Source organism: Variovorax sp. 10N420 (genome assembly GCF_056394705.1).
The window spans coordinates 81,295-94,492 of the sequence record NZ_JBFTIJ010000010.1; the positions used below are offsets into that span (position 1 = coordinate 81,295).

Here is a 13,198-nt window from a genome sequence, read left to right on the forward strand (position 1 = left end):
GCGGATCAGGCCTGCCCCGAGATCCTGGCCCAGGCCGCGCGCAGCCGCCTGGCCCGGTCTTCGAAGAGGAACGAGCCGGCGAGCGTGATCAGTCCCGAGATGACGCCCGTCACGATCGCCTCGGCAAAGGGAATGTCGTAGTGATTGGCGTGCGAGTAGGCATCGCCCAGCATCGTGAGGCAGCCGACCACCACCGCATTGCCGTACCGGTTCGAATAAAGCCTGGCCGCCGGCGTGAACGTCAACAGCAAGGCGAGTATTCCAGTGGCCAAGCCGGTCTGCAGCGCGGTCGCCCAATGCGCGAGGCTCATCAGGTTGCCCCAGCTGCCCGGCATGCAGGTCATGCAGGCGCTGGTCGGCTGCCAGAAGCGCTGGACGAACAGCCTGAAGCGCAGCTTCCAACTGACGGACATCATTCGTCTCCGGTCGCTTGGGTCACTTCTTCTCCCGCGCCTTGCGCTCGAACTTGCGCCAATACTGGAATTCGTCTTCATGGACTTCGATGTCCAGTTCGGAGATCCTCGCCTGCAGGCGCTCCTGAACGTCGGCCACGGCCCGGTTGTAGATGACCGGGCCGACTTCTTCAAGAAAGAAGCCCAGGAGAGCACCGGCGGCGATGTTGCCGATGGGTTCTTCCATGTTTTCGCGGAAGTACCTCTCGATGGACACGATGGCTTCCTTGCGGGCTTCCTTGTCCAGCTCGATGGTCATGATGGTTTTTCCTACTGCAGATGCGCAAGATCGCGCACGTCCGAACGCATCGCCGCCGCGTCGGCGCCATGCAGCGGAAGGCTGACCAGCAATTCGAGGCGTCGGCGCAGGGCGTGCAGCATCTGGATGGCCGCGTGCGCGGCTTCTTCGGCGTTGTCCAGCGCCGCAATGTCCGGAAATGCCCACAAGGCGGCGGCCGGCTGCCCCGGCCAGCGCGGCTGATAGGCGAGCGTCGCCTCATCGAGCGTGATCACGAAATCGGCCCGGTGCGAGCTCGCCCGCGCCAGTTCGTCCCAACCGCGAGGGTGAACCGGCGGGACCGGCATCCCCGCGCTGGCGAGGGCCCCGAGCGCGGCCGGATGCAGCTCTCTGCTCACCTGGCCCGGCTGGCCGCAGGACAGCGCCGTGAAGCGATCACCACCCAGCTGCATGAGGCACGCTTGCGCCAGGATGCTCCGCAACGAATTGCGGCGCGACACGAATATCACCTCAAAGCGCTTTGCGATCATTGAAACCCTGTGCGACCACGACAGCACGTAGCGTAGAGCCGACGATGCACTCAGCGCAAGGGCGCTGCATGCCGCCCCTTGCATTGGCGTGTCACTCGCCACAAAGCCCTCCTCCACTTCGAGATGTCGCACGGGATCGGCCTTCGCGACACCATTTCGTAATCAGCCTCCGGTCTGCGTCACTATTTCTGCCCCGACGCCCTTGGGTTGGCATGACGACCGATAACGAGAGGCAGCGGCTGCTTTGGCGCGCCAAGTTCTTCGGTGGCCGCCCCATCTCCGCTTACAGGGACCAGGTTGCTTGCAGGGAGGGCCGCTTCGAGTGCTCGGCGTACCAACTCGCGACGACAGGATGGCGATCGCGCCAGCCAACGTCACCGAAGCGAAGGTCCAGGTACCACAGGGCGCAGGCCACCGTCAGGGTACCGATGTCCACGCGTTGCGGCGCGATGAGCGTGGGGTTGGCCGACAGGTGGGCCAATGAGGTCTCGGCCTTGTCAAGCTGGGCGGCGCGCCACTCGCGCCAGCGTAGAGGCTCAGGTCGGGCTACGTCCTCATAGCGGGCGATCAATGCGCCGTCAAGGATGCCATCGCCTAGGGCCTGCAGCGTGAGCGCGTTCCAACGCGCATCGCCACTGCGCGGAAACAGCGCGCCGTTGCCAAGCATGTCAAGGTATTCGCAGATCACTCGGCTGTCATAGAGCACGGCACCGTCGTCGGTGATGAAGGTCGGCACCTTTCCCAGCGGGTTCTTCGCGATGATGTCTTGATCGCGCGCGACCGGATTGGCGTTCGACGGAAGCAATTGCACGCGGTCGGCAAGGCCCAGTTCATGTGCCACGACCAGGCACTTGCGCACGTAGGGGGAGAAGGGGGAGAAGTAGAGTTGCATGAATTTCACCTATTCATAGTTTGTTGGCTTATGCATGCGCCAGTTGGCGCCCGGCGATCCAGCCGAAAGTCAGAGCCGGGCCGAGCGTGATGCCGGGTGCCGGGTATTCGCCGCCCATCACCGAGTGCATGTCGTTGCCCGCCATGTACAGGCCCGGGATCGGCCGGCCGGCCGCATCGAGCGCCTGGGCGTGTTCGTTGCAGGCGATGCCCATCGCGGTGCCGATGTCGCCAGCCACCACCTTGACCGCGTAGAACGGCCCTTGGCGCAGCGGCCCTAGGCAGGGATTCGGCTTGTGCTCGCCATCGCCGAGGTAGCGGTTGTACTCGGTGCTGCCCTTGCCGAAGTCGTCGTCCCGGCCCTTTTCGGCAAGCGCGTTGAAGCGCGCGGCCGTTGCCTCGAGCGCCGCACCGTCGAGGCCCAACGATTCGCCCAGTGCACGCAGCGTCTGCCCCTTATGCAGGTAGCCAGCCTTCACCAGGTGTTCGCGCGGGCGGCCACCCGGCAGGGCCAAGCCCATTCCCCACTTCTCCATGAAGTCGTGATCGCACACCAGGTACGCGGGCACCGTCGGCACGGTCTCGTGCGAGCGGTACATGGCTCGTACGAACTCGTGATACGACGTCGATTCGTTCACGAAGCGCTGCGCGGCGCCGTTCACCGCCATCAGGCCTGGCTTGGCGCGGTCCCACACTAGGTGCGGGTAGCGGGTCACACTGCCGTCCGCCCGCTGCAGCACGGACACGGGCGCCCAGAAAGCCGGGTTGGTGTGGCCGTGACCGAGCACGGCGCCGGCATCCCGGGCCACAGCGATGCCTTCGCCGCGGTTGTCCTGGGGCGACATTGACCAGGGGCCGCTCGGCTTCGGGTAGTGCGTCCCGCGCAGCGCTTCGCCCCACGGGAACCCGCCGGTCGCGACGACGACGCCATGTCGTGCCCTGATCCGCGTGGGTCGGCCCTCGCGCACCACCGTGACGCCGTTGACAGCGCCGTCGGTGAGTTCGAGCTTCTGCAGCGGGGTGCTGAGCCAATAGTCGATCTTGCGGTCGAGCACGCTCTTGAAGAGCCGCGCCGCCAAGGCGTTGCCCAGCACGAGACGGGTGCCGCGGTGGTAGCCGCGCAGCCGGTCGGAACCAAAACGCAGCACAAGCTTCATGCCCTCGCGCCAAGAGGTGAACGACCGCGTGACCGCCAGCAGGTGATTGGCGTCCGTCATGTTGATCATCATGCCGCCGAGCACCATGAACTCGGGCAGCGGGTCGCGGAGTTCCTTGAACTTCGAGCCGAGTTCGCGGCCGTCGAACATCGCGGGGTCCAGCGAGCGGCCACCCATGGCGGCGCCATCGCGGTCGGGGTAGTAATCGGGCGAGAAACTGCGCGCGACCAGGCGCACGGCCGTGTGCTTCTCGAAGTAGTCCACCATACCGGCGCACTCGCGCACGAAGGCCTGCTGCAGCGCGGCCGGGGCGGCGTCGCCCACCGTGTTGCGCATGTACGTCCACACCTTCTCGAAGGTGTCGGGGTGACCAACTTTGGCCGATTGGGCGTTGAGCGGCGCCCAGACCGCTCCACCTGATACAGCGGTTGAGCCACCGACCTTGTCGGTCTTTTCAACCAGCAAGACGCTGCAGCCCTCGATCTTCGCGGTGAGCGCGGCGGCCATGCCCCCGGCACCTGCGCCGATCACGACCACGTCGTACTCGGCGTCCCAGGCAGAACTCGTCATGAACCCGAGCCTCCCAGCGATTTGCCACCGTCGACAAAGAGCACCTGCCCGGTGATGAAGCCCGTCTGCGGCGACACGAGGAAGGAAACTGCCTGGGCAATGTCCTGCGGCCGACCAGCCTTGCCGGTGGGCTGCAGCGCCAACTGCGCCGCCAAGCGTTCGGGTGTCAGCGCGCGCAAGATCGGCGTGTCGATGAGACCTGGTGCAATGGCGTTGACGAGGATGCCCCGATACGCAAGTTCCATCGCGCTGGCGCGCGTGTAGCCCACCACCGCCGCCTTGGAAGCGACATAGTGTGGGTGGTTCTTCGCGCCAAGGTAGGCGCGCGAGGCGATGTTCACGATTCGGCCGCCGTCCGGCATCGTCTTGGCTACCTCCTGCGTGAGCGTTGCTACGGCGATCAGATTGACCTCGTAGGCGCGCCGAAAGTCGGCATTGGTGACATCCATGAACTTGCGTTCGTCGAAGATGCCTGCGTTGTTGACCAGCGCGCTCACAGGCGGAAGCGACTGCACCAGACCGCGCACGGCGACTTCGTCGGTGAGGTCGAGCACGCGGCACTGCACGTCAAGGCCCAGGGCTTTCAGGCGTTCGGTCTCACGCGTGGCCAGCGCTTCGTCGCGGTCCACCATCACCACCGCGTAGCCGTCGCGCGCGAGGCGTTCTACGGTGGCCAGGCCCATGCCGCCGGCACCGCCGGTGACGAGCGCGATCGGTTTGCTGTTGTCGGTCATTTTTCCGAAGCTCCAATCAGGCCGAGAGGAAGCCGCCATCGACCGGCAGCACGACACCATTCACATAGCTCGCCATGGGCGAGCAGAGAAAGACCACGGGCCCGACGATCTCCTCGACCTCGCCGCCACGCGCCATCGGTGCGCGCTTCATGTACCAATCGGTGCCGCCGGCCACGGCCAGTTGAGGGGCGACCATTTCGGTCAACATCAGGCCGGGCGCGATGGCATTGGTACGCACCCCGAAGGCCGCGAGGTCGCGGGCCAGCACCTGGGTGAGCGAGCGCACGGCCCCCTTTGATGCCACATAGCCTGCCGACGAGATGCCGCTCACGAAGGCCACGATCGACGACAGGTTGACGATGCAGCCGCGGGTCTTCTTCAACGCCGGCACGAAAGCGTGCGTGACATTGAACAGGCCCTGCAGGTTGACCTCGATCAGGCGGTCCCAGACCTCGGTCGCCTGCGGATCGTCGATGCGGGCGCGGCCCGAGATGCCGGCGTTGTTGATGAGGATGTCGATCGGTCCCAGTCGGCCTTCGAGCTCAGCCGCGCAGGCCTGCACCGCGGCGCGATCGCACACGTCCAGCGCAACGCTCCAGGCCTCGCCGCCTGCGGCGGTGATCTTCGCCACAGTGGCTTCGGCGCGCTCCGCATCCACATCGGCCACGACCACGCGTGCGCCTTCTCTCGAGAAACCCAGCGAGATGGCGGAACCCAGCCCGCCGCCTGCGCCGGTCACCAGCGCGAGCTTGTCCTTCAACAGATCCATTCGAATACTCCTGACTAGGAAATGGGGCGCCTTCTAGACGCCGAGGTAGGCCCGGCGAACGGCCGGGTCGTTCATGAGTCGGGCCGATGCGCCCTGCAGCGTGAGTTCGCCGTTTTCCAGGATGTAGGCGTGGCTGGCCACCGTGAGCGCCAGACGTACGTCCTGCTCCACCAGCAGGATCGTCAGACCCTGTTCGCGGTTCAGGCGCTGGATCGCCTCGAAAATCTGCTCGACCAGCAAGGGCGAGAGCCCCATCGACGGCTCATCGAACATGATCAGCCGCGGGCGCGACATCAGCGCGCGGCCGATGGCCAGCATCTGCTGCTCGCCCCCGGACAGTGTGGCGGCACGCTGCTCTGAGCGCTCCTTCAGACGCGGGAACATGATGTAGACCTTGTCCAGGTCTTCGGCCATCGCGGCGCGGTCACGCCGCAGGAAGGCACCAAGTTCCAGGTTCTCCCGCACGCTCATCTCCTTGAAGACCTCACGGCCTTCAGGCACCTGTACCAGGCCGCGGCGAACGATCTCGTCGGAGGGCAGGCGGTGGATGGTCTCGCCCGCGAAACGCACCTCACCGGCCGTGGGGTTGATGAGGTGCGAGATCGCGTTCAGCGTGCTGCTCTTGCCCGCGCCGTTGCTGCCCAGCAGCGCAACGATGGCGCCCTCCGGCACGGACAGGCTTACATCCGACAGCGCCTGGATCGCGCCGTACGACGCGCTGATGCCGCGCACTTCGAGCAAGGGGCTTTTCGTCTGTTCAGGCATGCGCGGCTCCCTTGCCCAGATAGGCTTCAATCACCATGGGGTTCTCACTGATCTCCTTCGGGGTTCCCTCGGCGATCTTCTGGCCGAAGGACATGACGGTGATGCGGTCGGAGATCGACATCACCAGCTGCATCACGTGCTCGACCAGCAACACCGTGATGCCGTCCTTCTCAGCCAACTCGGTCAGCAGACGATCGAGGTTTTCGATGTCTCGGTTGCGAAGGCCCGCGGCTGGCTCGTCGAGCAGCAGCAGGCGCGGCTTGAGGGCCAGGGCGCGGGCGATCTCCAGCAACTTCTGGTGGCCGAAGTCCAGCTCCTTGGCACGAGTTTCTCGGTCGTGGGTCAGGCCTACGCGCTCGATGAGGCTGTCGACCAGATCGCGGATCTCGCCGCTCGGGCGGCGCATCAGGCGACCCAGCGTGTTGGCGCTGTGCGAATGGCAGCCCAGGAGTACGTTCTCGTACACGCTGAGGTCGCCGAAGAGCTCCAGGTTCTGGAAGGTGCGCGCGATGCCCATGCCGGCCATGCGTGTGGGCGCATGGTGCGTCACGTCCTCACCGTCGACCACAATGCGGCCGGCGGTCGGCTGGTAGTAGCGCGAGATGCAGTTGAAGGTGGTGGACTTACCGGCGCCGTTGGGTCCGATGAGCGCGTGGATGGAACCACGCGCGACCTCGAACGAGAGGCTGTTGACGGCCACCAGTCCGCCGAAGCGCACTGTGATGCCGGAGACCTCCAGGAAGGGACGTGCATCGTTCATGCCTGCATCTCCTTGTGCAGCACTTCGCGCGCCGCTCGGCGGTTGCGGTCGGCGAACAGTCCCTTCGGCTTGAACATCATGAAGCCCATGAGGATCACGCCGTAGATGATTTCCTGCACCGACATGAGCTGGCGCAGCAACTCCGAAATGAGGCCGAAGGCGATGGCGCCTGCCACAGCGCCTCGTACCGAGCCTATGCCGCCCACCACGACCATCGTGAGCACGAGAATGGTGGTCTGGAAGCCGAGGCTTTCGGGGTGGATGAAGGACGTGAACAGCGTGTACATGCCGCCCGCGATGCCGGCGAACGCCGCCGAGATCGCGAAGGCACTTTGCTTCGTGGCCTTGACATTGATGCCCATGGCCATGGCCGCCACGTCGCTCTCGCGCACGGCCCGCATGGACGAGCCGTACTGCGAACGCGCCAGGGCCACCGTGAGCCACAGCATCAGGCCGGTCAGCACGATCACGAAGGGGTATGCCTGCAAGTCGTTGGTGAGCTTGTAGCCAAAGAGTTCGGCCGGGTCCATCTTCATGCCGTTGGAGCCGCCAGTGACCTTTTCCCAGCTCAGGAAGCCCCATTGCATCGCCTCGCCGAAGGCGAAGGTGGCCAGGGCCAGGTAGATGTCGCGCATGCGTAGTGCGAGGTAGCCGATGAGGTAGCCCAGCACCGCCGACAGGAAGCCCCCCGCAATGATCGAGATGAAGAAGGGCGGGTGCCAGGCCGTGTTAATGATGCCGGCCGTGTAGATGCCGATGCCGAAGAAGGCAGCGTGTGCGAGGGCGAACTGCCCTGACTCACCGATCACCACGTGCATGCCCAAGGCCAGCACGACGAAGACCATCAGCAGGTTGACCACGTACAGCACGTAGCCCGACACCGTGAACGGCAGGATCAGCAAAAGGACGGCAGCGGCCACCAGGGCCCAGTGGTCGCGGGTCATGGTTTTCATACTTTCTTGACTTGAGGCTTGCCGCCCAGGATGCCCTGCGGCCGCAGGATCAGCGTGACGAGGATCGCGAGGAAGGGCGCGACCACGATGGCGTTGGTCGAGATGAACAGGCCCACGAGGTTCTCCACGATGCCGATGATCAGCCCCCCCAGCACGGCGCCGGGCAGGCTCGTGAAGCCGCCGACGATCGCAGCGGCGTAGGCCAAGATCGCGATGTGCGCTATGTCGGGCGTGATGAGGATCTTGGGCGTGATGAGCAGGGCAGCGAGCGCGGAGATCACGCCGGCCATGGCCCACACCATCATCCGGATGCGCGACAGGCGGATGCCAACGATCTGCGCCGCACGCGGGTTCATGCCCACGGCGCGCATTGCCTTGCCGATGCGCGTGTGGCTGAACAACAGGTAGATGAGGACCATCGCGACGAGCGACGCGGCGAAGATCGCCACGTCCAGCCGCGTGAGGAAGGCGTCGCCGATGATCACGGGGTCGTTGGACACGAGCGACGGCAGCGAGCGCGGCGTGTCGCCCAGGCCCGTCTGGCGCACCAGCCCCTTGAGCGTATAGGCCAGACCCAAGGTCGCGATCACGAGCTGCGGCCCGACGCCCTTGGAGTGCGTCACGCGCTCCATCACCACGCGCTGAAAGAGTGCCGCGCCTACGGCCACGGCGACCACGGTGACTGGAATCACCAGGGCGTACGACCAGCCGGCGATCAGCAGCAGGGACAACGCCACATAGCCGGCGATCATGAAGATCTCGCCCTGCGCGAAATTCGGCACGTCGGTGGTTTTGAAGATGGCCACGATGGCGATGGCCAGAAGCGCATAGACGCTGCCGGTCACCAGCCCCGAAAGAAGGCCCTGCTGCAGAAACAGCCAGATGTCACTAGTGTTCATAGCGTTGCCGGGAGCGCTCGCTCTCGCGGGCCGTCCTCTCGTCCTCGTTGGTTACTTGGGCTGGTACGTCCAGAGGCTGCGGTAGGCGCCGGGCACTGCGGCCATGTCGGTGCCATCGAACTTCAAGTAGATGGCCGACTTCTGGCCGGCGTGGTCTGTGGGGGTCAGCTCGATCGGGCCTGCCATCACGGTCGAGTCAAACTTGGTCTGCGACAGGGCGGTGAGGAACTTCTCACGCGTGAGCTGTGGGCCTGCAGCCTTCAGTGCGTTGACCACGGTCATCGCTGAAGGGATGCCGTAGGGCATGTAGGTCTGGGGGTAGCCAGGTTTGGCGGCCAGTTCGGGGTAGTAGCTCTTGTACATGTCGTACACCCACTTGAGCTTGGGGCCCCCCGCCACGTCGGCCATGACTTCCTGCAGGTACACATTCTTGAATGCATCCTTGCTGCCCACGTTCTCGACCAGTTGCTTCAAGTCGGCCGTGCCGTTGACGGCGATGACGATCGGCTTGTTCCAGCCCAACTCCTGAGCCTTCTTGACCAGCAAACTCACAGGACGGGCGTAGGTCGTGATCAAAAGCACGTCGGGGTTGGCCGCGCGGATCTTGAGCATTGGTGCGGTGACGTCGGTCAGATTCGGTGCCACCGATTGCACTTGCAGGTCCACGCCGAGCTTCTTAGCCTGAAACTCGGCCGCTTCGAGGTTCCAGCCGCCGTAGGCATCGTCGTGGTTGATGTAGCCGATCTTCTTAGCCTTGAGGTGTTCGGCCGCGAACTGCACCATCGAGCCGCCGACTGCGCGCTGCGAGATGGAGAACGCCCCGTAGATGTACTTGGACGGCGGGTAGAGCGCGCCGTCGCCCGAGGCGTTGAGCATCACCAGCGGAATTTGCGAGCGCTCGACGTATTCACGCGCGCCGACCACGGCGGCCGAGCACGAGCCTCCGTTGAGGGCGAACACCTTGTCCTGCTCGGTGAGCTTCTTCACCGCAGCAAGAAGATCGTTGGCGTTGCAGCGGTCGTCTTCGACCACCAACTCGATCTTGCGTCCGTGGATGCCGCCTTCCTTGTTGATCTTGTCGTAGTACATCTTCGCCGCGTTCATCACGTCGAAGCCGTAGGCCATCGAGTTGCCCGACAGCGGGCCAAACAAGCCGAGCTTGATAGTTTTGTCGGTCAGACCGGGATCGCTCTGCGCGTGCGCGCATAGAGTAGACAGAGCGGCCGTAACGGCCACGAGAAAGGACTTGACGGGTTTCAAGGGAGTCTCCTTTTGAATTGCGGGTGGGTACGGGGGGAACGGTTCAGGACACTGGCTGGGCAGCCGCGTCGCTCTTCTCGAAGCCGGGACGAGGGATAAGGCTGAGCCAGGCTTGTGTCAGGCCGCCGTCGACGAGGATTTCCTGGCCGCTGATATAGCTGGCACGATCGCTGGCCAGGAACAGGATGGCACCCACGATGTCCGACGGCGTGCTGATGCGGCCCGCTGGCACGATCTGTTCGCGGCGGCGGCGCACAGCTGGGTCTTGGTAGATGCCTTCGCTCATCGGCGTGCGGATCATGGCGGGGCTGACGACGTTGCTGCGCACGCCGTGCTCGCCCAACTCCACAGCCAGCAGTTGCGACAGCATCTTCACGCCTGCCTTGCTCACGCTGTAGGCGCCGCTGTAAGGCTGGGGAATGGTGGCGGAGATCGAGGCGATGTGAACCATCGAGCCGCCGCCAGCGGCGATCATCTGACGGCCGAAGGCCTGCGCGCACACCAGGTAGCCCGTGAGGTTGACCGAGAGCAGCAGGTTCCACTTGTCGACCGCAATGTCCATCAGCGCGTCGGCGTACAGAGAAGCCGCGTTGTTGACCAGCAGCGCGGCTGCCCCCCAAGCTCGCTCGACCTGCGTTGCAGCGGCCTGCACATTTTCTGCACTGGTCACATCGCAGGTGATCGTCAGGACCCGGCCTGTGTATTCGTCCAAGCCAGCGGCCAACTCCGCTAGTCGATGCGCATCCCGGTCAAGCAACGCCACGCGGGCGCCTGCGCCCAGGAGTTGCAACGCCAGTTCCGAGCCGATGCCGCCGCCGGCGCCCGTGACAACGCAGACCTGATTTGTCAAACCCAGCCAGCTACCACCTGCCTCTTGATGCGCCTTTGCCATTGCACACTCTGCCTTTCTTGAAATGGACCGCTATCTCGTGAGCAGCGAGTATGTATACATGAATGGCAAAAAGACTTGGTGAATACCCTGATACTGGTCATTTTGGGTCCACTATGTATACTTGTTACACGGCACAGGAGACACGAACATGAGAACGTTGGCGCAAGACGTGACTGAAACTCTTCGCAACTGGATCCTTCAGGGACAGATGCACGCAGGAGAGCGCCTGGAAGAAATTCCATTGGCGGAGAAGTTGGGTGTGTCGCGAACGCCGGTACGGAGTGCACTAAGCACGTTGACCGGCGAAGGTTTGATCGACCACCAACCTAAGCGCGGCTATCAGGTTCGGGGCTTCGACATGGAGGAGATCGCGGCCGCGTACGACGTTCGAGCCGTACTGGAGGGTCTAGCCTGCCGCAACGCAGCCAGTCACGGCTTGAACGATGAGCAATCGAAGCGATTACTCAGCGCTCTGGCGGACGGCGATCGCATCTTGGCGTGCGGCGAACTTCGTCCGGAAGACCATGAGCCCTATCAACAAATGAATGTGACCATCCACGATACGTTAGTTGAGGCGGCCGGCAATCCTTGGGTCACCCGCTTCGCAGAGCAAGCGCAAAACATTCCGTTCGCCTCGGATCGGATCATTCTCTGGGATGACCATGCGATCATCCTGCGTTCTCATGTTGATCACCATCGCATCGTTGAGGCGATCATGGCTCGTGATTCGGTTCGTGCCGAGCAGTTGATGCGCGAGCATGTTTACTACGCCGGGCTGATCCTGCGGCGCAACTATGAGAAATTGCTGAGCCAAGGCGCCGATGCACCCGGAGCGAAGCCACCCAGGCGCAGTGAAGCTTGAAAATCATCCGCGGCGATCACGAGCAAAGACTTTCCGGTATCAACAGCCTAAAGGCAGGTAGGAGTTGCAGATTGAGCGATTCCAAGTTTCGAACTTCGCGGCACGCAGTTCGGTTCACCCGGGTCCGGCCGCGGGCTCGCCGACATTTGATGACAAGGTCGGAACAACCGCGATCAGTCTCAAAGTTGCCTCTCAGCGCCTCGCCTTCAACGACCGCACATCGCCGAACTGTGCCACACGACGCAATGCCCAAGACAGCGCCCCGAACCTCCTACGCTGACACCGCGAGTGCGGCAACGACTGCGGAGCCCAAGGCCTCGTCGGAATCAACGTAGCGACTGCGTCGTTGCTCGTGTCGACCTCCACACATTTGGCCGACTTCACGAACGTGCCCCAGGAATTGACGGCTGCAAGTTCAAGCACCGGTTCGAAGAAGTTCGGACTGCCACGATGATCAGGCCGAATAGCCGCCGTCCACACTGACACTGGTGCCCGTCACGAAGGCCCGAAACTGGACCCTTCGCAATGGCGATGCGCACGAGGGCCTGGCCGAGACACGTCCGCGCTTGGTCCTCAATGACCCCGAGGCCATGTGTCAGGCCGCGGAGATGGCGCTGGGCGTTGCGCTGAAGGCGACTTCCGCTTCTCAAGCCGTGAATACCGGTTGAGTGCTCGTCTTGAACGACGGCTTCTGGACCGCGAGCACCAGTTCGTCGGCCGTGCCTGGGAGGCGACCTTCGGCGTGATCGCCCGGTTGGCCAAGGCCTGCTATCGGCGAGTTTGGCGAACAGGCAGTCCCGGCCAACTCCCGTCGGTCGCGCGTCTTGCCGTGATGGCCGGTCGCGAGATCCCAAGCGGACATTGACTGACGCGTCATCGCTTCCGATGACGCGTCGGCCACGCGACACACCTAATCTCATGCAGCAGCTCAGTCTGCGCGAGGAGCCCCTATGGAAGAGCGCACCGTCCGATGGCAAGTCTCGCTGAACCACCTGTCCGCCACGAAGGAATCGACCATGCTTGCCAACCTGGATCTCATCGACTGCACGGAACCGCCGAACATCACGGTGCCGCGTGGAGGAATGATCTGCCTCGACAACGTGCGCGGCATGAATCTGCGGGTCATGCGCGGACTGGTGTGGGTCACTCAAGATGGTGGCAGCGAAGACGTCAGTCTGAGCGCCGGCGAGTCGTTCTGCATCACTCGCAGCGGCCGGACGCTGGTGAACGCATGCCAATACACCCCGTTGACGCTGGTGATGCTTGAGCCGTCGGTCGCCATCGAGCCGAAGCTGATTGAGCGCCTGCGCCGGCTCTTCGCACCCATGAATGCAAACCACCGCGGCCGCCATCAAGGCCAACGCGGTGAAGTCGGGCAGCGCGAGCACCGGCCACAACCCGTTCGACTGTAGCTCTGGGAGATCGCCATGAAGTCAATCAGCGCAACTCGCGCGGGATGTTTGTCT

Annotated in this window: 16 protein-coding genes; 3 read left to right on the plus strand and 13 right to left on the minus strand. The window is 63.9% G+C overall.

The features are described 5' to 3' along the window. Positions 1-5: 5 nt before the first annotated feature. The 13 genes from AC1DEK_RS23505 to AC1DEK_RS23565 all read right to left on the minus strand — a co-directional run bounded on the left by AC1DEK_RS23505 (position 6) and on the right by AC1DEK_RS23565 (position 10,870). Positions 6-413: a hypothetical protein gene (locus tag AC1DEK_RS23505; protein ID WP_478127772.1), complete on the minus strand. Its 408-nt coding sequence runs from the start codon at positions 411-413 to the stop codon at positions 6-8. 22 nt (positions 414-435) lie between these two features. Then, positions 436-711 carry a DUF2164 domain-containing protein gene (locus AC1DEK_RS23510; protein ID WP_478127708.1) on the minus strand — a complete coding sequence of 92 codons (276 nt, stop codon included), beginning with the start codon at positions 709-711 and terminating at the stop codon, positions 436-438. Positions 712-722: 11 nt separating this feature from the next. Next, on the minus strand, positions 723-1,190 hold the full coding sequence (locus AC1DEK_RS23515) for a low molecular weight phosphatase family protein (RefSeq protein ID WP_478127709.1): 468 nt from the start codon (positions 1,188-1,190) through the stop codon (positions 723-725). A 313-nt stretch (positions 1,191-1,503) separates the two neighbouring features. Then, positions 1,504-2,112: a glutathione S-transferase gene (locus AC1DEK_RS23520; RefSeq protein WP_478127710.1), complete on the minus strand. Its 609-nt coding sequence runs from the start codon at positions 2,110-2,112 to the stop codon at positions 1,504-1,506. 28 nt (positions 2,113-2,140) lie between these two features. After that, a complete protein-coding gene (locus AC1DEK_RS23525) occupies positions 2,141-3,838 on the minus strand; it encodes an FAD-dependent oxidoreductase (RefSeq protein ID WP_478127711.1) in 1,698 nt (565 codons plus the stop codon). Next, positions 3,835-4,572 (minus strand): SDR family NAD(P)-dependent oxidoreductase, encoded by a 738-nt coding sequence (locus AC1DEK_RS23530; protein ID WP_478127712.1) that lies wholly within the window; start codon positions 4,570-4,572, stop codon positions 3,835-3,837. The genes AC1DEK_RS23525 and AC1DEK_RS23530 overlap by 4 nt, the downstream gene beginning before the upstream one ends. A 16-nt stretch (positions 4,573-4,588) precedes the next feature. Continuing rightward, complete coding sequence (locus tag AC1DEK_RS23535; RefSeq protein ID WP_478127713.1) at positions 4,589-5,341, minus strand: SDR family NAD(P)-dependent oxidoreductase; 753 nt, start codon at positions 5,339-5,341, stop codon at positions 4,589-4,591. A gap of 33 nt (positions 5,342-5,374) precedes the next feature. Further along, complete coding sequence (locus AC1DEK_RS23540; RefSeq protein WP_478127714.1) at positions 5,375-6,106, minus strand: ABC transporter ATP-binding protein; 732 nt, start codon at positions 6,104-6,106, stop codon at positions 5,375-5,377. Next, positions 6,099-6,866, minus strand: coding sequence for an ABC transporter ATP-binding protein (locus AC1DEK_RS23545; RefSeq protein WP_478127715.1), 768 nt, complete (start codon positions 6,864-6,866; stop codon positions 6,099-6,101). The genes AC1DEK_RS23540 and AC1DEK_RS23545 overlap by 8 nt, the downstream gene beginning before the upstream one ends. Continuing rightward, complete coding sequence (locus AC1DEK_RS23550) at positions 6,863-7,819, minus strand: branched-chain amino acid ABC transporter permease (RefSeq protein WP_478127716.1); 957 nt, start codon at positions 7,817-7,819, stop codon at positions 6,863-6,865. Before AC1DEK_RS23550 ends, AC1DEK_RS23545 begins: the two co-directional genes overlap by 4 nt. After that, the gene (locus AC1DEK_RS23555) at positions 7,816-8,718 is read right to left on the minus strand and encodes a branched-chain amino acid ABC transporter permease (protein WP_478127717.1); all 903 of its coding nucleotides are present in this window, start codon (positions 8,716-8,718) and stop codon (positions 7,816-7,818) included. Before AC1DEK_RS23555 ends, AC1DEK_RS23550 begins: the two co-directional genes overlap by 4 nt. A gap of 51 nt (positions 8,719-8,769) precedes the next feature. Further along, the gene (locus AC1DEK_RS23560; protein ID WP_478127718.1) at positions 8,770-9,978 is read right to left on the minus strand and encodes an ABC transporter substrate-binding protein; all 1,209 of its coding nucleotides are present in this window, start codon (positions 9,976-9,978) and stop codon (positions 8,770-8,772) included. Between the two features lie 43 nt (positions 9,979-10,021). After that, on the minus strand, positions 10,022-10,870 hold the full coding sequence (locus AC1DEK_RS23565; RefSeq protein WP_478127719.1) for an SDR family NAD(P)-dependent oxidoreductase: 849 nt from the start codon (positions 10,868-10,870) through the stop codon (positions 10,022-10,024). A gap of 148 nt (positions 10,871-11,018) precedes the next feature. Here AC1DEK_RS23565 and AC1DEK_RS23570 point away from each other — a divergent pair, with 148 nt between their 5' ends. The 3 genes from AC1DEK_RS23570 to AC1DEK_RS23580 all read left to right on the plus strand — a co-directional run bounded on the left by AC1DEK_RS23570 (position 11,019) and on the right by AC1DEK_RS23580 (position 13,144). After that, positions 11,019-11,732 carry a GntR family transcriptional regulator gene (locus AC1DEK_RS23570; RefSeq protein ID WP_478127720.1) on the plus strand — a complete coding sequence of 238 codons (714 nt, stop codon included), beginning with the start codon at positions 11,019-11,021 and terminating at the stop codon, positions 11,730-11,732. A gap of 664 nt (positions 11,733-12,396) precedes the next feature. After that, positions 12,397-12,597, plus strand: coding sequence for a hypothetical protein (locus AC1DEK_RS23575; RefSeq protein ID WP_478127721.1), 201 nt, complete (start codon positions 12,397-12,399; stop codon positions 12,595-12,597). An 85-nt stretch (positions 12,598-12,682) separates the two neighbouring features. Further along, positions 12,683-13,144, plus strand: a complete 462-nt coding sequence (locus AC1DEK_RS23580; protein WP_478127722.1) for a DUF2917 domain-containing protein — start codon at positions 12,683-12,685, stop codon at positions 13,142-13,144. The last annotated feature ends 54 nt before the right edge of the window (positions 13,145-13,198 follow it).